Below are 21,932 nucleotides of genomic sequence, written 5' to 3'. Positions count from 1 at the left end.
GCCGCTTTTTCGGTCCAAACGAACGCGATTGAACATACACGCGGTTCGATTCGCACACGATGATCCATTTTTTCGATTCTTGTGATCGCAAAACAACAGTTTGGATAAAAACGGAACATTGTCCGGTTCCGGTTTGCATCCGTGGGAATGGTGAGCATAATTACGAAGTACAAGGACAACTGAAGAGCAGAGCCCCACAAGGTGTGTATGACCGAGAATGGTTGTTACGTTGAACGGGCATTGGATAGACTTACCGTTACGACGATGTTGTTGTGCAGCGATTCTGCTCCGAGGATTCTTGCAGGAAGGCCCGCTTCGGCGGGTCTTCCTTTTTTGTGCGCTTCTCGTTTTGCGTTGTTTGTTGTTTTGCGTTGTTTTGAGTGACGGCGTGCTGACGTGCTGTGGCTGGCTGTAGCGTTGTGGATGGCTGTGGATGACACACCGGCGCTGTGGATAACCCTCGTTCTCCGACCACGGGGGACGATTGGCTTGCGTGCGATGACGGCCGCGCTTTTCAATCGCGATATGAGTAATGCAGTTTCCTTTTCGCAGATTCCTCCGGTGCCGCTGCCGTCAAATGGCGGGCGGAACGTCCACGTCGCACGCTCCGACGGATTCCATGACGATTCCGATAGCTATTCCGATAGCTATGACGTGCGGACGATTCCCAGGCGCAGAACGGTCTCGCCCCAACGGTTCTACACGCCGCCCGGCGCCGCGAACAGTGCCGCTGTGCAACGGGCCGACATATCCGGCAGGGGAGGATTTCGCAGTCCGACGACGGGCATGGAAACCGTACGCCCGAAATCAGCCGAAGCGGAACGGATATCCGCATCGGCGTCCACGTTGAGCAATGTCGTGGTGGTTGATGCTGCCGTCGCTGGAATCGGAGCCAGCACCTTGGCGGCTCTGCTGTCCCGCGAGTTGACGGAACGCGGATGCAAGAGCGTTCTGGTCGACGCCGATCTTGCTGGCGGAGGACTTGATGTGCTGCTGGGCGTGGAGAATGAGGATGGCACTCGTTTCGGAGACGTCAGCGCGCCGCTTGGCAACATCGATGGCAAGGCGCTGGTGCGGGAACTGCCGGTGTGGGATGGTGTGCCGTTACTGGCCTGCGATCCTTGGAAAAACGAGAATCCGCAATCATGGGAGGTCCAGTCGTGCGTTCGCGCGCTCGCGCAGGTGCGGGACGCGGTGGTCGTGGATGTCGGCCAATGGCACGGCCTGCGGGATGTGCCGGAACTCACCCAAGCCATACGTGTCACAGTCGTCGAATTGACGGTGCTGGGCCTCGCCCGAGCCAAAGCGGCCATGCAATCGAAGAATTCGCCGCAAAACCGCGATCGGCATCTTATCGTCGGCATCGAACCGCGGGGCATCATACGGAGCAATGGCGCGACCACAATCGAAGAAGCGGAAAACTATCTCGATCGTGGCGTCGAAGCGGTCATCAAATCGGATGCCAGATTGTGCAGCGAGCTGTTAGGCGGACTTGGGTTGCGCAGACCAAACCGGCAGAGCGCCAAGGCGCTGTCCATACTGGCGGACGGCGTGCAGGAAGCGTTGGAGGGCAAGCGGGGCGACCATGGAACTCGGACCCCTTAGCGCGCTCGCCTCACAACCGGGCGTCACGGACATCGCGGTGACCTGCGACGGCATGATCTGGGTGGATCGGGGGCAGGGCATGCGGGCGTGTCCTCTTCCGGAATGCTTTCCGTCCGCGAAGTCGATTCGCGATTTCGCCGTGCGATTATGTGCACAGCTCGGACGACGGCTCGACGACGCCCGCCCAATCGCGGACGCATCCACCGTGGACGGCTTGCGTGTGCACGCCGTTATCGCGCCTTTGGTGCCGCAGGGCGCGGCCATCAGCATACGATTGCCGAACGCCGTGTCTCCTGATTTGGAATCGCTGGCGCGCAACGCCATGTTCCCGGCCGCATGGATGCCCGTGCTGGAAGGTTTGGTGCGGAATAAGGCGAGCGTGCTGGTGACCGGCGGCACGGGAGCGGGCAAGACCACACTGCTCAAGGCCATGCTGATGCTCTGCCCGCCCGACGAGCGCATCATCACCGTCGAGGAAGTGCGCGAACTGGGCATGATCCGTCATGCCAACCATGTTTCGCTGGTCACGCGCGAAGCCAATGTGGAAGGCGTCGGCGCCATAGGATTGCCCACGCTGATAGCCGCTACATTGCGCATGCGGCCGGACCGCGTGGTGGTCGGCGAATGCCGTGGAGGCGAGATAGCGGATCTGCTGAGAGCGTTGAATTCCGGACATCGCGGCGGCATGACCACGTTGCATGCCAACCAGGTGAAGGCGGTGCCGGCGCGTCTGGTGTCGTTGGGATTGCTTGCCGGACTGGATCCTCGGGCCACGGCTGCGCTCGCCGAGAACGCGTTCGATGTGGTAATGCACGTGGAACGCGTTGGTGGCAGACGGCGCATTGCGCAGGTCGGCAGGTTGGAAACGGCGGACGGACGGTTGCGGGGGCGGTTGCTGGCCGCATGGGACGGCCGGCGGATGCGGGCCAGCCAGCATTGGAGAGACTTCGCGGACAGGTGGAGTGCGTGATGGGGGTCTGGGAATGCTGTTCCGCGATGCTGACGGCCATGGCCGTGTGGATGTGGCTGAATCGGAACGCGTCCTGGGAGGATCTGCCGATTCCTCGGCTGCTGGTCCGGTGTCTGATTTGGTGCCAGACCGCATTGTGCGGAGCTCACGAGGATGGGGCGGGTATTGGCCGTAATGAGGATGGCGGCCGGGATTGTGACGTTGGCCAGAATAAAGAACTCGTTGATGGCAGCCCGAGCAGCCTCCCCTCCATCGGTGCCGACGCATTCGTGGCCACATTGCGGGCGTCCGTGCGCGGAGGGGCTTCGTTGGTGCAGGCGTTCGAGGAGTTGCACGGTGCGCCTTTCGCGGTACCTGAATTGACCCGTTTTCGTATCGACATGGCGGTGCGGAGCCGTTGCAGGAACCGTCGTCATGCCGAACGGCGTGAACGGCTCGGAGCGGAGCTCCATGCAGTCTGCATGCTCAGCCTGTCCCTTGGCTGCGAGACGAGCCGTTGCCTGGATGCGGTTGCCGCATCGTTGAAACGGCAGCGATTGATGGACGATCTGCGGTCCAATGCCTACGCCATGCCACAGGCGACGGCACGTCTGCTGATGGCGTTGCCGGCATTGACGGTGGCGTTGGGCGAAGGCATGGGCGCACATCCCGTGCGATTTCTGCTGGGTGATGGCAGGGGATGGGCGTGCCTTGGATTCGCGGGATGCTGTTATGCCGTCGGTCTGGTTTGGATACGTGCGCTATTGCGGCAGGAAGGAGGATGATGGACGGAATATGGGCTGTCGCGGCGGCGGTATGCACCGCAGGCGCTGTATGGCTATATGAGTGGTCGCCGGTCCGTTCGCCTCCCGATTCCGGCGGACGACCTTGCGCCATGCCGTTGCCGCTGACACTGGAGATGCTGGGCGTGGCGATACGTCACGGAACATCCATTCCGACCGCGCTGATCACGGTCGGCGACATTGCGTCCGATGAATTCGGTGCCGGCCTGCGTCTGGCCGGCGAACGATTGCAGGACGGCGTCGCTTGGGATGAGGCATGGCCTGATGGTAACGACCTTGCCGTGATCCGTGACGCGTTCGCCTCATCCTGGTCGAGCGGCTCGTCTCCCGTCAATCGTCTGGAAACCGCGATTGAGCAACTGGACTGGGATGAGCGTTCGCGGATCGAACGATCCGCGGCGAAACTGTCGATCCGGCTTCTGTTGCCGACCGGATTGTGCATGCTGCCGGCCTTTGTGGCGATTGGCGTGATTCCTGCTGTGATGTCGTTCCTGCATTGATTTTGCATGATCTTGCATTGACGTGGGTCCCGTGATGAACGGTCATCACGTGTTTTCGCCGGGGAATGTGTCGCTCGGTTTTCGCATGCCTTGCGGGCCTGTGGATAACTGTGGATGACACGCCGACGGTGTGGATAACCCGCATTCTCCGACCACAACCCCACGGGAACGAGACATACGCGATGACTTGTGCGCGACACTGAACGAATCCGGCCGGATGGTCGGACACGTACCAAAAAGATACGTGCCAAAAGAAACGCGTATTAGAGAAAGGAAACGTCATGAACAACGCAATGTCGATCAATGCCGACGGCTCGTCGGGAATGATGGAGCGAGTGGGTCGAAAACTTGGCGCGGCCAGGGACCGGGCCAATAGGACGGCCTGCCTGTTGGATGCGCGCATGCGCACTCTGATGTCCATGCAGCCGTCCGATGAATCCGAAAAAGGCGCGGTCACCGCCGAATATGCGGTGGTTCTGGTGGCGGCCACGGCGTTCGCCGCGGTTCTGGTGGCCATCGTGAAATCCGATGCCGTCAAGACGCTGCTGACCAACATCATCAAGAAGGCGCTGAGCGTGGGGTAAGCCATGGTCGTGCGATGGTGGAGGCGCCATGTCGTTAAGGCCGAACGTGGAGCCGTCACCGCCGAATTCGCGGTGGTGCTTCCCTGTGTGGCGGTAGTGGCGATGCTGGTGCTGTGCCTTGGACGCGGCGCCATCGTGTCCATGAATTGCCAGGATGCCGCTGCCGCCGGGGCACGTGCTATGACGATTGACTCGGATGGTGAGCGCCGGGCAGTAGCCGCGGCGAAATCTGTCGCCGGTGACGGATCGACGGTGTCGTTCACGAACGATACGGATGCGGTCACCGTCACCGTGCGCTGCCCCATCATGTCCGACCCGACTGGATTGATTCCCGCCCAGGTTGTGGGCAAAGCAACCAGATACTACTGATGAGGCGCATGCCGAATCGTTCCGACACAAAGGATGTGCAGGTGTGAAACATATCGTGAAACATGTTGTTGAACGCTTGAACGATGCGAGGCGATGGCTGGCCGGTGCCGACGAAGGCTCCGGAACCATATCCGGAGTAGCGCTGATTGCAATCGCCTCGATCATGCTTGGCGCGATCGCCATGGTGGCGAATCTGCTGTTCTGCGCTCATCGTGCGCAGAATACGGCGGATATGGCTGCGGTGGCGGCTGCGACCTCGTTGCGTGACGGTGCCGTCGACCCATGTTTGGTCGCCTCGCGTACGGCGGCCGCCAACGAGACAGTGCTGCGATCGTGCTCCGTCGAAGACGAGGACGTGCTGGTCTCGGTGCGGACGGCCACGCAGCTGCCGTTCGCACCATGGGTGGAACGTCAATCGCGTGCCGGACCAATTGCATGTGGCTAGACCATGGCCTTCGTCGGTTATGTTACGGCTGTGATGCGTGGTTTCGCCGTCGTATGTCACCGCAGACCGGGTTCGCCGGCAGCCTCATCGTTCTGGCGCGTGGCGCTGGTCATGGCTATCGTACAAGTATGAGTCAAACGTCACATGCGAATACGACTGTCGCCGTGGTCGGTAATCCGACATCGAACAAAGGCAAGGGTGCGCGGGTAAGCGGGCAGGTCCTCGACTTGTTGCGCGAGGCCGGGCGCAGGCATGGCTTCGACGTGATCGATGTGACCGGCGCGAGCTTCGACGAATCCCTGTCGAACGCCCGTCGCCGCAGCGACGAATATGATTATTTGGTCGCGGTCGGCGGTGACGGCATGGTGGCTCTTGGCGCCAATGCGGTAGGCTGCTCCGGCAAGCCGCTCGGTATCGTGGCCATCGGCTCCGGCAACGACTTCGCACGCGGGCTGGCATTGCCGGTCAATCGTGTCGAGACCGCCGTCGACGGCATTGTCGGTGCGATTGTGCGGGGCACGCATGTTGATGTGGATCTGGGTCTTGTGGAGTCTTTGCCTGGTGGCCATGCCGATGATGAGCCGGGCGTTGACGGATTGGATACCACTGGGAATTCGGCGGAATCCCCGAAGCGTTCGGAAGCCGACGGCATCGACCGCTACTACGCAGGCATGCTGTCATGCGGCTTGGATGCCAGCATCAACGACCGGGCCAACCATTCGCATCTGCCGAACGGTTCACTGCGGTATTTCGCCGCGGTGCTCGTGGAGCTGACGCACATGAAGCGCTACGGATACCATGTCAAGGCCACATTGGCCGACGGCTCCGTGGAGGAGCGGGACATCGTCTCCCCGTTGCTGACCGTGGCCAATTCGCGCCATATCGGCGGCGGCATCGAGGTCTCGCCGTATTCGCGGTTCTCGGACGGCCTTCTTGATCTGGTCTGGTTCGACCATATGCCGAATTTCGCCGAATGCGTGGACGCGGTGTCGCGCGCCTACGACGGTAGGCTGTTGGGCAGCCGGGTCTTCGGATGGAAACGCGTGCGTGACATCGAAATCACCCGCGCCGCCGAAGGCGACGAGCCGCCGGTGCTGATGGCTGACGGTGAGTATGTCGGGCGTCTGCCGGTGAGAGTCTCCGTACGGAACCGTTCGCTGCGCGTGCTGGTTCCTCCGGCGGTGGCGGAAAGCCTGGCTGCGGACGATGGGAATCAGGTGCTTGAGGCCATCAAACGGGACGGCCGCGATCCGCTTACCGGAGAATTCCTCGCCTGACCGTCCCCGCGAGTCGTCCGATCACAGGTATTCGTCGAGATGCAGCGTCTGCGCCGCGACCTGCCTGACTATGACGTCATCAATGTCGGGGTGCAGACGGATCAGCGAGATCAGACCGACGATCAACGTGTAGAAGGTCTCGTGCTCGTTGGTGATCGGCATGCCATGAAGCTGCTTGAACTCGCGTACCGTGGAGCCGCACAGGTAATCGGAGATGCGATCGGCCGCGCGGTCGATGAACTTAAGATACAGGCCGGCGTTGCCGTCTTCGATGAGACGCTGGCTGAACGGTCCCTCGTCGGCGATGAGGGAGCGGGTCAGTCGCACCACGTCATCAAGCGCCTTCGAGATGTTGCCCGTCTCACGATGCTCGTTCCATTCCTCCAGACGGGCGATGACCTCGTTGATGACATCGTCGAGCACGGCGTCCGCTACTTGGTTCTTGTCTTGGAAATAGTGGTAGAAAAGCGATCTGGTCATGCCGACGCGTTCGGCTATGTCGCTGATCGTGATCTTCGAGAACCCTTTTTCCAGACAGATGGTCCGGGCCGCCTGCACGATCTGCGTGCGTCGGGCATCTCCGATGGCACTCATGGTTGTTTTGGCTGTTTCGGCCATGGCTCTCCTCCAATCCCCCATTGGCATCCGGCTGACACGACATGGAGTTTTACGCACTTGTCTCCCAGATTACCGGCTAAGTCGGCCACGGATCCGACTGACACGCGACAAACCTGCTGTGTTGGTCGGGTGTTGGCGCGTTCCGACTGGCGGACGTGTCGTAATTCATCAGTACCCTTAGAACACTACGGCGGAAGGATTATTGCGATGGCACTGGCACTGTATAGAAGGTATCGTCCCGACACGTTCGATGGCGTGATCGGACAGGACCAGGTCACGGTTCCGCTGATGAGGGCGCTTGATGAGAACAAGCTTACGCACGCCTATCTGTTCTCCGGCCCGCGCGGTTGCGGCAAAACGAGTTCCGCCCGTATTTTGGCGCGTTGCGTCAACTGCGCCAAGGGCCCGACCTCGCATCCGTGCGGCGAATGCGAAAGCTGTCGCGACCTCGCCACCGGCGGTCCCGGTTCCATCGACGTGGTGGAAATCGACGCCGCATCGCACAACGGCGTGGACGACGCCCGCGAACTGCGCGAGCGTGCCGGTTTCGCGCCCGCCCGCGACCGTTACAAGATCTTCATCCTTGACGAGGCCCACATGGTCACGCCGCAGGGCTTCAACGCGCTCCTGAAAATCGTGGAGGAGCCGCCGGAACACGTCATGTTCATCTTCGCCACCACTGAGCCTGACAAGGTGATCGGCACCATCCGCTCCCGTACCCACCATTACCCGTTCCGTCTGGTGCCGCAGGAGGTCATGGGACCATATCTGGAGAAAATCTGCGCGGACGAGCATATCGAGGCCGAGCAGGGCGTGCTGCGCCTGGCCATGCGCGCCGGCGGCGGTTCCGTACGCGACACGCTGTCCGTGCTCGACCAGTTGATGGTGGGTGCCGTCGACGGCAAGATTGCATACGATTCCGCGGTCGCGTTGCTGGGTTTCACGCCGGATGGGCTGATCGGTGAGGCGATTGATGCGGTCGCCGACAAGAACGGCGAGGCGCTGTATGGCGTGATTCAGAAGGTCGTGGTCGGCGGATTCGATCCCCGTCGCTTCGTGGAGGACCTGCTGGCCCGCGTGCGTGACCTGCTAGTGCTCACTTTGGGCGGTGAACGCGCGGAAAGCGTGCTTTCCGATGACACGGCTGCCGAGAACATGGACGATCTGCACCGTCAGGCCTCCGCATTGGGATTGGCGGCGCTTACGCAGATGGCGGACACGGTCAATGCAACGCTGGCCAACATGAACGGTGCGATTTCCCCGCGTATGCGATTGGAACTGTTGGCCGCGCGCCTGCTTGCCGGCCGCGAGACGGAGACGGCCATCGCCGTCTCCGACGCTCTATCCTCCGGCATGCCTGCGGTGGCAGCGTCCGCGCCTGCGGCCACTTCGACGGGTTCGCAACGTCCGCGTGCGACCGGTTCGCGCAGATACGCCGCGCAGTCACAGGAACAGGGCAGGCATGCTGCGCCATCGTCGGCACCGGTGAATCCGGCCGACGCCGTCGTTTCCGGAACGGCTTCCGTGCTGGCCCAAGTGCAGCAGGCGATGGGCGAAACGACACAGGATGTCGCAGAAACAGCCGGATTGGCCGAATCGGCCAAAGCCCGGACGACGATGTCGGACGATCGCACCCCCGACCAGAAGTGGGATGCGCTCGTCGCCGGACTGCCCGAGGACGTCCGCCGCTACGTGGACCGCGAAAAGGTGCCGCGCGTGATGCTGGAAAGCGGCAAGGGTCGTCTGTGGATCAAATTCGACAAGCCGTTGAGCAAATACGCGTTCGCCAAGGCTGTGGCCAAGGAATCGGTCGATGGCACCACGAACGTGGTCCAGATAGTGCGTGGCGAGGTGCACAAGGTGTTCGGCCCCGGCATCACGCTCGCCCCAGCCAAGAAGCTCGCGGACGGTTCCACGGCGGTGCCGTGGAGCAAGCTCAGCTTGGAGGAGCAGAGCAAGATCAACGCCCAGCTGGCGCAGGAGCAGTTGAAGACGGCCACGCTGCTGGCCGCGAATCTCGGCAAGGCATCCGACATGGAGGTGCCCGGCAAAGGACAGTCCCAGCCGGAATTCCGAGAATCGGGCGATGCCGGCGATTCCGCCGACGCCTCCGACGGAGAGGACCATCGAGCCGCCTCCGCCGGTGCGGGGAACGGATTCGCCGATGACGATCCATGGGCGATTCCGCTGTCCGGAGGAAAAGCCCAGCCGGACCAGCTGGAAACGATGGACGACGATCCGTGGGGCGCTCCTATGCAGCAGACCACAATCGCCGAAGCGGCATCCAATGCGGCCAATAATGTGAAATCGCCGGAACGCCATCAAAAACACGTGGCCGTGCCGGATATGAGCGACGACACCGACCCGTGGGCCACGCCGTTGCCCGCACCGTCATCCACGCCGTCGCCTGAGAACCCGTCCTCGACTCCATCCGCGCTGCAGGCGGCATCGCCGACGGAACAGCCAAGCGCTCGTCCGCGCGCACTTGCCCAGCAATCGCAGCGCCAGCCTCAGCCAGCGCAATCGCAGGCAGGGCAAGCCGATTATTCCAACGATCCCTGGGGTGCGCCCACACCGGTGATGGCAGGCCCTCCGGAACCCGAAGTCGCCCCGGAGGATGACGAATACTCCATGAGCGACGAATCCATCGGCGCTTCCGACGCGCTGGACGTGAACGATCTCAGCAGATTGTTCGAAGTGAAGAAGGTGGAGGAATTCGCCGCGGACGATCCTCACAATCCGCGTAACATGCAGGTGAAAAAGACCCTCGACGACTAGCCTGCACGTCTCTTCACGTTGCGGAGTAAACGCGGAACGACAGTGGAACCATGCCAAATGAAAGGCGTGAACCAGAAAGGTGTGAACAACCATGGCCTTGGCCTATGACGGTGCCATCCAACGACTCATCGATGCGTTCGGGCACTTGCCCGGCATCGGTCCGAAAGGCGCGCAGCGCATCGCCTTCCATTTGCTCAACGCCTCCGACGAGGAATCGCAGGAACTCATCGACGCCATAACGGAAGTCAAGGAAAAAGTGCGGTTCTGCGATATCTGCGGCAACGTGTGCGAAACCAGCCCATGTCCGGTGTGCGCCGATCCGCGCCGTGACCATAGCGTGATCTGTGTGGTCGAGGAGCCGAAGGACGTGATGAGCATCGAACGCACCCGCGAATATCGTGGCATGTACCACGTGCTCGGCGGAGTCATCAATCCGATGGCCAACATCCAGCCAAGCGACCTCAACATAGCGAAGCTCATCGAACGGCTCAAGGACGACGAAGTCAAGGAGGTGATCCTCGCGCTCAACCCGAACGTGGAGGGCGAGGCCACCACCAGCTTCCTCTCGCAGTTGCTCAGCCAGACCGATATCAAGGTGACGCGCCTCGCCAGCGGTTTGCCTGTGGGCGGAGACCTCGAATACGCCGATGAGATCACACTGGGTAGGGCGCTTGCCGGCCGTCGTGCCGTTTGAACCGACGTCTTTTTCGATCTGCCGGCGAAGTTCGTCGAGCTATGGGATGGTCTTCCGGAACTGTCGGGAACCGCCAGAAACCGCCCCAAAAGAGGCGAGTCGGGCCGGCGCGTATTCCGTATGCTGGGCGCGGTTTGACTTGACAAATCGGACTTTTCCTATAATGGGTGCCGTCTGCCAAAACAGGCAGGCGATACGTTGAAGAAGATTGGATAAGTTGTGGCTCTCATCGTGCAGAAGTTTGGCGGCTCTTCCGTAGCCGACCCAGAATCGATCAAGCGCGTGGCCCGACGCATCATCGAAACGAAGAACGCCGGCAATGACGTGGCCGTCGTGGTCTCCGCCATGGGAGACACCACCGACGACCTGATCGATCAGGCGCTCAGCATCGATTCCAACCCGCCGGCGCGCGAGATGGATATGCTGATGACCGCAGGCGAGCGTATTTCGATGAGTTTGCTCGCTATGGCGATTCATGCGGCCGGCTCCCATGCGTACTCGTTCACCGGCTCCCAGGCCGGTTTCATGACCGACGCGCAGTTCGGCACCGCGCATATCAAGGCTGTGAAGCCTGACCGCGTCCGTCATGCGCTGGACAAGGGTTCTGTGGCCATCGTGGCCGGTTTCCAGGGCGTGAACGAAGGCGGCGACGCCACCACGCTTGGCCGTGGCGGCTCCGATACTTCCGCCGTCGCGCTTGCCGTGGCTCTGCATGCCGATATCTGCGAGATTTACACTGACGTCGACGGTGTGTTCACTGCCGATCCGCGTATCGTGCCGACCGCCCGCCGCATTCCCGTCATCGACTACGAATCGATGCTGGAAATGTCTTCCTGCGGTTCCAAGGTACTGGCGCTGCGCTGCGTGGAATACGCGCAGCGATTTGGCATGCCGCTGCACGTGCGCAGCTCCTTCTCTCATCGTCGCGGCACGCTGATCGTGCCGGAAGGCGTCGATCCGCGCACGCTGCCGAACATCTGAGGGCCGGCCGGAGCGCGTAATCGCAGAAATCGTAAAACGATAACAATCGCAAGACTTTACAAACGAAGGTAAGAACATGAGCGAAAACAACAACCAGTCCATGGGCGACCTGTTCCCCGATCTGGGTCCGGAAGTGCCGATCATCTCCGGTGTCGCGCACGACAGCACCGAATCGCTGGCCACCGTGCGCCGCGTGCCGAATGAGCCGGGCATGGCGGCCAAGGTGTTCACCATGCTGGCCGAAGCCGGCGTGAACGTGGACATGATCGTGCAGGCCTCCGCCTCCACCGGCACTGCCGACATCTCCTTCACCGTGCCGGGCGCCGCCGCCTCCAAGGTCCAGGAGGTGCTGCAGGAGAAGCAGGCCGAGCTGGGCTACCAGTCCTTTGATATCGACCCGAACGTCGGCAAGGTGGCCGTGGTCGGCGTGGGCATGAAGACCCACTCCGGTCTGGCTGCGAAATTCTTCAACGCGCTGAGCGAAAAGGGCGTGAACGTGCTGATGATCTCCACGTCCGAGATCCGCATCGCCGCGCTCGTGCCGCTCGAGCAGCTCAACGACGCCGTCAAGGCGCTGCACACCGCCTACGGCTTGGATGCCGACCAGGTGGAGGCCGTGGTGTACGGCGGCACCGGTCGCTGATTCCGGCGATTCCAGCATTTCAAGGGAGCGTGGTCTGTACGGCTGCGCTCCCTTTTTTCCGTTCTCTTTTTGCATTGGCATGAGTTGCCGGTGCATAGCAGAAAGGCCGACCCCGAAGAGTCGGCCTTGCGTTTGGATAGGCGTTTTGGTTGCGCGGCTTAGTTGCGGCTGCCGGCAGCCGTCACGTCACTTCTTGGTGATGTAGCCCAGCGCCTTGAGCATTTCGGCGCTTTCCAGCGCGCCGCCGGCGGCACCGCGCAGGGTGTTGTGCGCCAATCCCACGAACTTCCAGTCGAAGATGGAATCCTCGCGCAGACGTCCGATGGAAACGCCCATGCCACCCTCGTAGTCCACGTCCTTGAGCACCTGCGGGCGATCGTCCTCGGTCAGGTACTGGATGAAGTGCTTCGGAGCGTGCGGCAGACCGATTTCGGCGGCCTTGCTGGTGTAGTTGACCAGACGGTCGATCAGCTCGTCCTTGGTGGGGTTCTTACCGAAGTTGATGAACACGGTGGCGGTGTGGCCGTTGAGCACGGGCACACGGATGCACTGGGAGGTGATGCGCAGCGGGCCGTCGAACGGCACGATCTCGCCCTTGGCCTCGTCCACATGGCCGAACACCTTCAGCGGCTCCTTCTCGGACTTCGCCTCTTCGCCGGAGATGAACGGAATGATGTTGCCCACCATTTCCGGCCAGTCCTTGAACGTCTTGCCGGCGCCGGAGATGGCCTGGTAGGTGCTCACGACCACCTCATGCGGCTCGAATTCCTTCCATGCGGCCAAGGCGGGGGTGTATGCCTGGATGGAGCAGTTCGGCTTGACAGCGATGAAACCGTGCTTGGTGCCGAGACGCTTGCGCTGATGCTCAATGACCTCGTAGTGCTCCGGGTTGATCTCCGGCACGACCATCGGCACGTCCGGCGTCCAGCGATGGGCGCTGTTGTTGGACACGACCGGGGTTTCGGTCTTCGCGTATTCCTCTTCGATGGCGCGGATCTCGTCCTTCGGCATGTTCACCGCGGAGAACACGAAGTCGACGTCCTTGACCACGTCTTCGACATCGGCCACGTTCTTGACCACCATGTTCTTGACGAACTCGGGCATGGGGGTTTCCATCTTCCAGCGGCCGCCGATGGCTTCCTCGTAGGTCTTGCCGGCGCTGTGCGCGGACGCGGCAAGGGTGACCAGTTCGAACCACGGATGGTTTTCGAGCAGCGTGACGAAACGCTGTCCGACCATGCCGGTGGCTCCGAGAATGCCGACTTTGATCTTTTCGGACATAACAACCTCTCGCTTACATGACGGAATTGCTCTGCAAATTCGATTGATTCACGCTTGAGGTCGACCAGCCGGCCCCAAACGACTTCGTGGGCGGCCACACGCGTTGTTCAATTCTATGAAAACGTGCCGTCAAGCCGTTCCCGCTATCCGTATGCTGGTCCGCCCGCTGGTCCGTCCGATTCTGGCGATTCGGACATTCGCAGTGCGATTCGGAACGCCTGAATGTCCGTTTCTGGGGAATCGGACATTTATGGTGCGATTTTGGGTGCGTGTTTGTCCGTTTCCCCAGAATCGGACAAACACGGTACGACGGCAATGTGGTGATGGCAATACGTTGCCGATACCGGGAAAAGCACGCGCCCGCGTACACTGGTAGGCATGTCGAAGGCATCAGAAGAAGCGCAGAAGCAGCTGGACCGTATCGTGGCGTTGGGCTATCCGGACGTGGCCGATATGTCGGCTGCCGCGTTCCGCGCGCTTGCACGTCCGCTTATCCGTGCGTTGGAGGATTGCGGCGATGAGGCCGGATTGGATACGCGTATTCTGCTGGTTCCCACGCGCGAACTGGTGTCGCCCGAATCGTTGATTGCCCGTACTTCCATCAACCGCATGGCTGGCTTCACCACCATGCCGCCGCGTGACATCGCCAGTTTCCTTCCGCAGGACGGCTTCGAGCCGCCGGAGGGCCCTTTCTACCTGGTGGTTGAGCCGCATACTGGCACCTGCTATATCAATCGTGAGCCGGATGTGGCCCGCAAGCTGATCGATTCCGACGAGCGGCTGCCGCTCACTTTGGAGGAGGGGCTTGCGATCGCCACGCAACATCCGGAATGGTTGCTGGAGAAGAACGGCTTCAATCTGCTTGGCTCGCGTTCCGCCGATGGTCGCGTGCCCAGTATCTGGATGAGCCAGAACGCGCCGCGATTGGGTGCGGTGTGGCCGAATTCCAGACACACATGGTTGGGCAACGCCTATTGCATGGCGAGACGCGGTGTGAGCCTGTTCCGCTGACCAGTGGTCACCGTACGGGTTGAGATGCCGCCATTACTGTCGTGAATGATGATGGCGGCAAGAGTGGCTCGTGTCAACGCGTATCTTCCCAATGAATAAACATGCTCTCGCTGTAACGGTCGTCGCGCTGAGTGCACGTGTGGCTCCTGTGGAAATCCGAATACAAGGGAAATCCGGGCATCAAGCAGGAAAAGCGCGATGCGTGGCTGAATAGTTATTGCCTGCCGTGACCGCGCAGCAGCCCCCGTACCGCGTATCCGATCGCACCGCAGGTCACCGCGCCCGCGCCCAGCAGTGTGGCGCTGACCTGCGGCCGACGCAGCTCGTTGCGCACGCCGATGAGGTCGGTCACGCAATGGTCCTCAAAGAACACGCGCATCTCGTTGCTGGAATAACGGCCGACCAGATCGCCCCACGTCAGCATGCGCGTCACGTAGGCCATCGGATTGCTTTCACGGAATTCGAATAGTCGGATGCCGCGGAACCGTGATTTTGGTCCGTAGCATTCGAATCCGCAAGTCGGCGCATACCCCAGGTCGATGTCATGCACGTGCCCGACGAACGAATTCTTGTGGTCGTGCCCGCAGAACAGCGCGAAATAGCCGCCCGCCTCGCGCAGAGCCTCCACTTCGCCCACGTTCACGTCGGCGCATCCTATCGCCTCGCCCAGTCGGGAGCCGGGCCGGCACACGTCACGGTCGAGCACATAGCAGTGTCCGGCGAATGTGCGCGCGCCTTCCACGGCGTTTGGCGTGTAGGCGGGCACTTCGCGCAGGCAATCGTAGAATTCCTGCGGCGGAATGTGTTGGAAGGCGATCGCCGGCACTGCCTGCCCGTCGCCATTGCGTCTGCCCAGCTCGCGTTGCACGTCCTTCAGCCATTCGATGGCTTCCAAAGAAGGGGTGCCGTAACCGTCGGAATCGGCCAGATCCCATCCGCGAGAATTCGCCGCGTACTTCGCGTATTCGGTGACCGACTGCCGTGCGCCGCCGTCGAGAGAAACGTCGGCGTAATCGCCTGAATTGACCATCATCACGCTCATCGCAATACGTCCCGAACCGTCGGACGCCTCGATTGGCATCGCGAACGTGCCTGGCTCAAGTGCCAAGGGGGACGAGCCCGCGACGGGATTCATGCAGCCCGGGGATTCGCGGTAGATGTCATCCTGCTCGTCGGCGAGGATGCCGCATTGGAAATCGTGGTTGCCGTAGGTCGCGGCGAAAGGTACCTGCGATTCCAACGCCGGTCCAAGAAAAGCGGAGAACGTGTTTCGTACTTTCTGCCGTGTGCCGTCGAGCAGTGACGCGGCGGTGGCGCGGTTGATGGATTCCGCCCACGATTCCAGCTTGCCGACCGTGCTGACTCGTCCTTCGGTCCTTACCAGTTTCGGCGAATCGGTGCCGATGCCGTCGATCATCCACTGTTCGTCGACTGGTTGCGATCCGGTCAGCGCTTTGGTGAGGGGGTGTCGTTTGATGCCGCGTATCTTTGCTTCGATTTCGGTGACGGCACGCACGTGCGTGCCGGGGCGCTCGCCGCGGCGGCGCAGGAACGTGTCGATGTATGCGGGATCGTAGCCGCGAATCTGGTCGCCGGTGAGCACGATGAGATCGGGGTGCGATGCCTTGATGGCGGCGTCGATCAGCCGGATCGTGTCCTCGCGCACGTCCGGTCCGTCCTGGATGTCGGCCATCTGCAGCACGCGGAACGTGCCGTCGCTGTTGAATCGCAAGCTCATGATGCCCACTGTAATGCGGCAAATCTGGATATGGGGTGAAAAAAGAAGACGAAAATCGAAACTAATCCGTCATATCTCGAAATACCGGCAAAATATGGGATTGGTTGTCGCTAGTATGGGCGGCAGTGCAGGTAGGTAACATGCACGTAACAATGTGGATCGGCACAAACCGGTTCGACTCTAAAGATAAGGAGGAGTGATGGGTCAGGATCAATCGTCAGTATTCGATCTCGCGGCAGTCGCCGCAGCGTCCAACGGAGGGAATAACGACCCGCTGCTGCCTCCGGCGCGTTTCATTGGAGCTCCGCAAAAGCCCAGCAAGATGCCGTACAACAAGTACGTCGCATACGATAAGCAGGTGCCGTTTGATTACCCGGAGCGTACGTGGCCGGGCAAGCGACTGCAGCGTGCACCGCGTTGGTGCTCCGTCGATCTTCGTGACGGCAACCAGGCCCTCGTCAACCCGATGGATTCCGAGCGCAAGCTGCGTTTCTGGAACCTGCTGGTGTCGATGGGCTTCAAGGAGATCGAGGTCGGCTTCCCGTCGGCTTCCGAAACCGATTTCGACTTCATCCGTATGCTGATTGAGCGCGAGCTCATTCCTGACGATGTGACCATCGTCGTGCTCACCCAGTGCCGTGAGCATCTGATTCGCCGTACGTACGAGGCGCTGAAGGGCGCCAAGCGTGCGATCGTGCATTTCTACAATTCCGTCTCCGTGCTGCAGCGTGAGGTCGTCTTCCGCAAGAACAAGGAAGAGATCAAGAAGCTGGCCATTGACGCCGCCGAACTGTGCAAGAGCCTTGAGAGCGAAGCCAAGGGCATCGACCTGTACTACGAGTACTCCCCGGAGTCCTTCACCGGCACCGAGCCTGAGTACGCCGTCGAGGTCTGCAATGCCGTGGCCGACGTGATCAAGCCGACGCCTGAGCATCCGATGATCATCAACCTGCCGGCCACGGTCGAGATGACTACGCCGAACGTGTTCGCGGACGAGGTCGAGTACGTCTCCAACAACCTCAACAACCGTGATTCCATCGTGCTGTCCCTGCATCCGCACAACGACGAGGGCATGGGCGTGGCCGCCACCGAGCTGGCCGTGCTGGCCGGCGCCGACCGCGTTGAAGGTTGCTTGCTGGGCAACGGCGAGCGTACCGGCAACGTCGATCTGGTCACTCTTGGTCTGAACATGCTGACCCAGGGCATCGATCCGCAGATCGACTACTCCAATGTTCCGGAGATTCGCAAGACCGTCGAATACTGCAACCAGATCAAGATCTCCGAGCGTCATCCTTATGCGGGCAACTTCGTGTTCACCGCGTTCTCCGGTTCCCATCAGGACGCCATCAAGAAGGGCCTCGAGGCCCGTCAGGTTGCCGCCGACCGCGCCGGCGCCGATCTGGACAAGTTCGTGTGGCTGGTGCCGTACCTGCCGATTGATCCGAAGGACATCGGGCGCTCCTACGAGGCGATCATCCGCGTGAACTCCCAGTCCGGCAAGGGCGGTATGGCTTACCTGCTCAAGACCAACCACAACCTCGATTTGCCGAAGCGCCTGCAGGTCGAGTTCGACAAGGTCGTGCAGAACTACGCCGATGAGACCAAGAAGGAAGTCAAGGACGAGGACATCTGGCGCCTGTTCAAGGACGAGTACCTGCCGGTCGAGGAATCCGGCGCGACCGCAGCCGGCGTCGTGGTCGGAGACAGCAAGGACGAGACCCTGAAGCAGTGGGGCCGTCTGAAGCTGCTCAAGGTGTCCGTTTCCTCCGGTGAGGATGGTTCCGACACCGTGCTCAAGGCCCGCATTCTCGACCGCGGCGTGAACGTTGGTGTCGACGAGCCTGTTGAGCGTGAGGTCTCCGGCATCGGCAACGGCCCGATCGCCGCCTTCCTCAACGCCGTGAGCAACTTCGGCGTCGAGGCTTCCGTCATGGATTACGTGGAGCACACCATGTCCGTCGGCACCGACGCCATGGCCGCCTCCTACGTGGAATGCCAGATCGGCGAAGAGGATGATGCGAGCATCGTGTGGGGCGTCGGCATCGACACCTCCATCGTCACCAGCTCGCTGAAGGCCATCATCTCGGCCATCAACCGTTCCGAGCGCTGATTGAGTCACCCGCGTTGAGCGGGTGTGCGCCCATATGTGATTGCAAGGGGCTTTCCGGATCAACCGGAAAGCCCCTTGTTGTATATTGCCGCAGTATATCGTCGCATGTAGCGCCACACTAAGTTGTACAACGATGTAAAACACGGTATAGTACATCGTTGTAAATCACGTATCCGCCAACCGAAGGATCTCCCATGTCGGTCAATTATTCCCTGCTGTGCTATACGCGTGAAGCCACTGGACGCGAAGAGGCGAACAACGAGGACATCGCCTACAGCATGCATCTGGCGCTACGCTCCGGCGACGATGCCGAGTGGCAGCCACTTAACGAGAACTACGGCATCTTCTTCGCCGCCGGCGTGCCGATCGCGGCCGCGACCGCGGAATCCCGTCGTGCATGCACGGCCGCGGCACGCTTCGCCGACGACCCGTTCGATGCGCCGCGCCCGGCAACGGACGCCGTTGCCCACGGCGTTGTCATGCCTGGCATGGATATCACGTTGAAATCGTTGAAGAACCCATTCCTGTTCCGTCTTGCGGACGGTCGATTCGCCGTTGCCGCGACCCGCACAGCCCGCGGCGGCGATCCGGACGGTTCCGAGCGTTCGGCGTTCCTGCTGGCCGTCAGCAAGGATTTGACGGCGTTTGACCAGCTGGGATTGGTGCTGCTGCGCACCGTCGGCGGGGTCAATCGTCCTTCCGTTGTCTTCGACGCCGAAAACGGGCGCTACGTCGTGTCCTGGACCGGCGATGACGGCAAAACGTACAACGCGTGGACAGCCGATATCGTCGCCGTCGCCGGTTCCGGCAAGCCGCTCGATGTTGCGGAATCGACTGGATCTACTAAATCTACTGAATCGTTGCCGCAGCGCCAGTCTGGCGATTTCGGCATTCCGAACGCCGTCATCGGCAACAGCATCGCCATCAGCGAGGCGGAGGCCGAACGTCTCATGGAGCGATTCGGACGCATCCGCAATACCGGCGCGTCCGTGCCTGCTCAGCGCGTCGCTGCCGGCCTGCATGGCGAGGATGCCCGGAACGCGGTCATGGCTTTGGCCAAGACCCGTGCGGAACTGTCCTACAGCGACGGTTCGCAAGCTACGCGTGCGGTGGATTGGAACACGGACCAGCTTGAGGCCATCGCCCAAGAGGCGGCCGAAGGAACCTTCAAGGCCGGCCAGACCCGCACCGTCGAAGGCGTGGTCCGCCAGACCGTCTATCCGGTGCCGTTCGCGGTGGAACGCGCCGACCCGTCGGTGTTCGCGTGGAATTTCAACGGCAAGCCGATGTTCATGTTCATCGCCACCGATGACACCGACGGCAATTGCGTGGATCCGAACGATGGCAGGACCCACATGCCGCTGCGCGTGGCCGACTCCATCGAAGCGCTTTCCGACGCCGCCGGCGGCCGCGCCGAGGAGATCGATCTGCTCAAATGCGGCGACCTCAACACCGAAGGACGTCCGATGACCGGATGCTTCTGGGCGCCGGAACTGCATGTGATCGGAGGCAAGCTGTCGATCCTGTTCATGCCCTGCTTCGACGGGTCGACCGACAATCCCGACGGCACCCCCAACGACCGTGCCGGCAAGCCGGACATGTGGACCGGCAGCTGCCATATCATGCAGCTCAAGCAGCATTCCGACGGCACCGATTTCGATCCGCGCGTGCCGGAGAATTGGACGACGCCCGAACCCATCCTCGACCCGGATGGAGAGATGCTCAACCCGATTCAGCGCATCTCGCTCGACATGACCGTCCTGCATGATTCCGGCCGCTGGTACTATGCGTGGCAGCAGGTCGGCAGCATCTGGATTGCCAGTTTCGACCCGAGTCATCCGGCGAAGCTCACCAGCAAGCCGAAGCAGATCGTCGTGCCGGAATTCGCGTGGGACAACATGATCGCCGAAGGGCCGAACGCCATCGTGCATGACGGAACGATCTTCCTGATCTACTCGGGATCGCTGGTCGGCATCGACTACACGACCGGCCTGGTCACCGCGCCGGCGGGGCAGGGCGTCGATTTGACCGATGCTGGCGCATGGACGAAGCTCGATTATCCGCTGCAGAAGTCCGGCATGTACAACGGGCGGTGGCAGCTTGGCACGGGGCATGGCATGTGGTCGCACGACGAGGACGGCAATCTCATCTACGTGTTCCACAACGCCGAGTACGAGAACGGGCGCTACGGCGGCCGTGACGCCCAGGTGCGCCGCGTGCATTGGTCCAAGGAAGGCATGCCCATTTTGGATATGCAGACGGCGGAAGAGCTTGGCCCCGACTATGCTGGAGTGACAATGGAGGTCGGTTGCGAGGGCGACTGAGCTCGCTGAATGACAGAAGGGGTAGAGGGGTATATATGCCGAAGCGAACTGCGGGGAGCGGCGATCATGTCGTGACCATGCGCGAGGTGGCCAAAGCGGCCGGCGTATCGATAAAAACGGTCTCCAACGTTGTCAACGATTACGAATTCGTCTCGCAGACCACTCGCGACAAGGTCAACAAAGCCATCGCGGAACTCGGGTATACGGTGAACGTTTCGGCGCGCAACCTGCGCAAGGGCCAGACCGGCATCATCGGTCTGGCCATTCCCGACCTGCAGATGCCGTACTTCGCGCAACTGTCGTCGCTCGTCATCGAAGAGGCTAAGAAGGTCGGCCTGCGCGTGATCGTGGAGCCGACGCAGTATTCGCGCGACGGCGAGCTGGAAGCGCTGCATGGCGCCCAGCAGACGATGATCGACGGCCTGATCTACAGCCCCTTGGAGCTTGGGCAGGATGACGTCGAGCAGCTGAAGGTCGATTATCCACTCGTGCTGGTCGGCGAACGCATCTTCACCGACCAGGTGGACCACATCGCCACGGAGAACGTCGAAGGTGCGAAGCGGGCCACGCAGTATCTGTTGACGACCGGTTGCCGGCATGTGGCGGTGGTCGGTGTGCATCGGGGTGAGAAGGTCGGTTCCGCCGCGTTGCGCTATCAGGGTTATCTTGAGGCTCTGGAGGAGGCCGGCGTCGAATTCGATGATCGTCTGGTTGTCGAATCTGGCATGTGGCATCGTAGCGATGGTGTGAGGGCCATGAATACATTGCTGGATTCCGGCGTCGAGGTCGATGGCGTCGTCGCGTTGAACGATATGCTTGCTTCCGGCGTGATGCATGCGATTCAGATGCGCGGCCTGCGCATTCCTGACGACATCTCCGTGGTCGGCTTCGACAATTCCGACGATTCGCAGTACTTGTCGCCCGCTTTGACGTCGATTGCGCCGGGACTTGAGGCGGTCGCCCGTCTGTCGGTGAAGGTGCTCAAGGAACGTATCGACGGCCGTGACCCGAATGTCGACAAGCCGGGGGAGAAGGTCTTCCGCAAGGTCTCATCGTCGCTGGTTGTGCGTCAATCCACCAAGCTTCCCGTCGACGCCCTCGTTGTTTGAGCGTTCGGCTGATGCCCTCGTCAGCTCTTTTGGACTCGGCTGCCTTCCGCATCTCGTCGGGATTGACTGTCCCAGAGGTGTCGCCGGCGGGCATGGATGTGAGACCGTAAGCT

Annotated in this window: 19 protein-coding genes; 16 read left to right on the top strand and 3 right to left on the bottom strand. The window is 61.3% G+C overall.

Annotated features, from left to right (window positions below; translation table 11 throughout):
- Positions 1-525 precede the first annotated feature (525 nt).
- The 8 genes from ACR0P8_RS00455 to ACR0P8_RS00420 all read left to right on the top strand — a co-directional run bounded on the left by ACR0P8_RS00455 (position 526) and on the right by ACR0P8_RS00420 (position 6,532).
- Positions 526-1,605, top strand: coding sequence for an ATPase (locus tag ACR0P8_RS00455; protein ID WP_432622624.1), 1,080 nt, complete (start codon positions 526-528; stop codon positions 1,603-1,605).
- Positions 1,586-2,575, top strand: a complete 990-nt coding sequence (locus ACR0P8_RS00450; RefSeq protein WP_432622622.1) for a CpaF family protein — start codon at positions 1,586-1,588, stop codon at positions 2,573-2,575. The genes ACR0P8_RS00455 and ACR0P8_RS00450 overlap by 20 nt, the downstream gene beginning before the upstream one ends.
- Positions 2,575-3,339, top strand: coding sequence for a type II secretion system F family protein (locus ACR0P8_RS00445; protein WP_432622620.1), 765 nt, complete (start codon positions 2,575-2,577; stop codon positions 3,337-3,339). The genes ACR0P8_RS00450 and ACR0P8_RS00445 overlap by 1 nt, the downstream gene beginning before the upstream one ends.
- Positions 3,336-3,857, top strand: a complete 522-nt coding sequence (locus tag ACR0P8_RS00440) for a type II secretion system F family protein (RefSeq protein WP_432622618.1) — start codon at positions 3,336-3,338, stop codon at positions 3,855-3,857. The genes ACR0P8_RS00445 and ACR0P8_RS00440 overlap by 4 nt, the downstream gene beginning before the upstream one ends.
- 323 nt (positions 3,858-4,180) lie before the next feature.
- Positions 4,181-4,441: a DUF4244 domain-containing protein gene (locus ACR0P8_RS00435; RefSeq protein ID WP_432622667.1), complete on the top strand. Its 261-nt coding sequence runs from the start codon at positions 4,181-4,183 to the stop codon at positions 4,439-4,441.
- Positions 4,442-4,444: 3 nt separating this feature from the next.
- Entirely contained in the window at positions 4,445-4,810 is a 366-nt protein-coding gene (locus ACR0P8_RS00430; protein WP_432622616.1) for a TadE family type IV pilus minor pilin, read from the top strand.
- A 76-nt stretch (positions 4,811-4,886) separates the two neighbouring features.
- Positions 4,887-5,255: an Rv3654c family TadE-like protein gene (locus ACR0P8_RS00425; protein ID WP_432622614.1), complete on the top strand. Its 369-nt coding sequence runs from the start codon at positions 4,887-4,889 to the stop codon at positions 5,253-5,255.
- Between the two features lie 128 nt (positions 5,256-5,383).
- Positions 5,384-6,532: a diacylglycerol/lipid kinase family protein gene (locus ACR0P8_RS00420; RefSeq protein WP_432622612.1), complete on the top strand. Its 1,149-nt coding sequence runs from the start codon at positions 5,384-5,386 to the stop codon at positions 6,530-6,532.
- 21 nt (positions 6,533-6,553) lie between these two features.
- On the opposite strand, the gene ACR0P8_RS00415 is transcribed toward ACR0P8_RS00420, so the two are convergent.
- Positions 6,554-7,150 (bottom strand): TetR/AcrR family transcriptional regulator, encoded by a 597-nt coding sequence (locus tag ACR0P8_RS00415; protein ID WP_432622610.1) that lies wholly within the window; start codon positions 7,148-7,150, stop codon positions 6,554-6,556.
- A 207-nt stretch (positions 7,151-7,357) separates the two neighbouring features.
- On the opposite strand from ACR0P8_RS00415, the gene ACR0P8_RS00410 reads away from it, so the two are divergent.
- From ACR0P8_RS00410 to ACR0P8_RS00395, 4 genes are all read left to right on the top strand, one after another.
- Positions 7,358-9,928, top strand: a complete 2,571-nt coding sequence (locus ACR0P8_RS00410) for a DNA polymerase III subunit gamma and tau (RefSeq protein ID WP_432622608.1) — start codon at positions 7,358-7,360, stop codon at positions 9,926-9,928.
- Between the two features lie 91 nt (positions 9,929-10,019).
- A complete protein-coding gene (recR, locus tag ACR0P8_RS00405) occupies positions 10,020-10,622 on the top strand; it encodes a recombination mediator RecR (RefSeq protein ID WP_204442422.1) in 603 nt (200 codons plus the stop codon).
- Positions 10,623-10,841: 219 nt separating this feature from the next.
- Positions 10,842-11,603, top strand: a complete 762-nt coding sequence (locus tag ACR0P8_RS00400; RefSeq protein WP_432622606.1) for an aspartate kinase — start codon at positions 10,842-10,844, stop codon at positions 11,601-11,603.
- A gap of 76 nt (positions 11,604-11,679) precedes the next feature.
- Positions 11,680-12,246, top strand: coding sequence for an ACT domain-containing protein (locus ACR0P8_RS00395; protein WP_026646584.1), 567 nt, complete (start codon positions 11,680-11,682; stop codon positions 12,244-12,246).
- A 186-nt stretch (positions 12,247-12,432) separates the two neighbouring features.
- Here ACR0P8_RS00395 and asd read toward each other — a convergent pair whose 3' ends face one another.
- A complete protein-coding gene (asd, locus tag ACR0P8_RS00390) occupies positions 12,433-13,527 on the bottom strand; it encodes an aspartate-semialdehyde dehydrogenase (RefSeq protein WP_026646583.1) in 1,095 nt (364 codons plus the stop codon).
- 378 nt (positions 13,528-13,905) lie between these two features.
- Between asd and ACR0P8_RS00385 the strand changes: the two genes are divergently transcribed.
- Positions 13,906-14,538, top strand: a complete 633-nt coding sequence (locus tag ACR0P8_RS00385; RefSeq protein WP_026646582.1) for a DUF5701 family protein — start codon at positions 13,906-13,908, stop codon at positions 14,536-14,538.
- Positions 14,539-14,752: 214 nt separating this feature from the next.
- Here ACR0P8_RS00385 and ACR0P8_RS00380 read toward each other — a convergent pair whose 3' ends face one another.
- Positions 14,753-16,279: a metallophosphatase gene (locus ACR0P8_RS00380; RefSeq protein WP_432622665.1), complete on the bottom strand. Its 1,527-nt coding sequence runs from the start codon at positions 16,277-16,279 to the stop codon at positions 14,753-14,755.
- 196 nt (positions 16,280-16,475) lie between these two features.
- Here ACR0P8_RS00380 and leuA point away from each other — a divergent pair, with 196 nt between their 5' ends.
- The 3 genes from leuA (at position 16,476) to ACR0P8_RS00365 (ending at position 21,819) form a co-directional block, all read left to right on the top strand.
- The gene (gene leuA, locus ACR0P8_RS00375) at positions 16,476-18,386 is read left to right on the top strand and encodes a 2-isopropylmalate synthase (RefSeq protein WP_432622603.1); all 1,911 of its coding nucleotides are present in this window, start codon (positions 16,476-16,478) and stop codon (positions 18,384-18,386) included.
- Between the two features lie 194 nt (positions 18,387-18,580).
- Positions 18,581-20,710 carry a family 43 glycosylhydrolase gene (locus ACR0P8_RS00370; protein ID WP_432622601.1) on the top strand — a complete coding sequence of 710 codons (2,130 nt, stop codon included), beginning with the start codon at positions 18,581-18,583 and terminating at the stop codon, positions 20,708-20,710.
- A 35-nt stretch (positions 20,711-20,745) separates the two neighbouring features.
- A complete protein-coding gene (locus ACR0P8_RS00365) occupies positions 20,746-21,819 on the top strand; it encodes a LacI family DNA-binding transcriptional regulator (protein WP_432622599.1) in 1,074 nt (357 codons plus the stop codon).
- Positions 21,820-21,932: the final 113 nt, after the last annotated feature.

This window comes from Bifidobacterium sp. (assembly GCF_050874245.1).
Taxonomy (GTDB): Bacteria; Actinomycetota; Actinomycetes; order Actinomycetales; family Bifidobacteriaceae; genus Bifidobacterium.
Note: the sequence above shows the minus strand (reverse complement) of the source record. Positions and strands in the feature narration are given on the sequence as shown.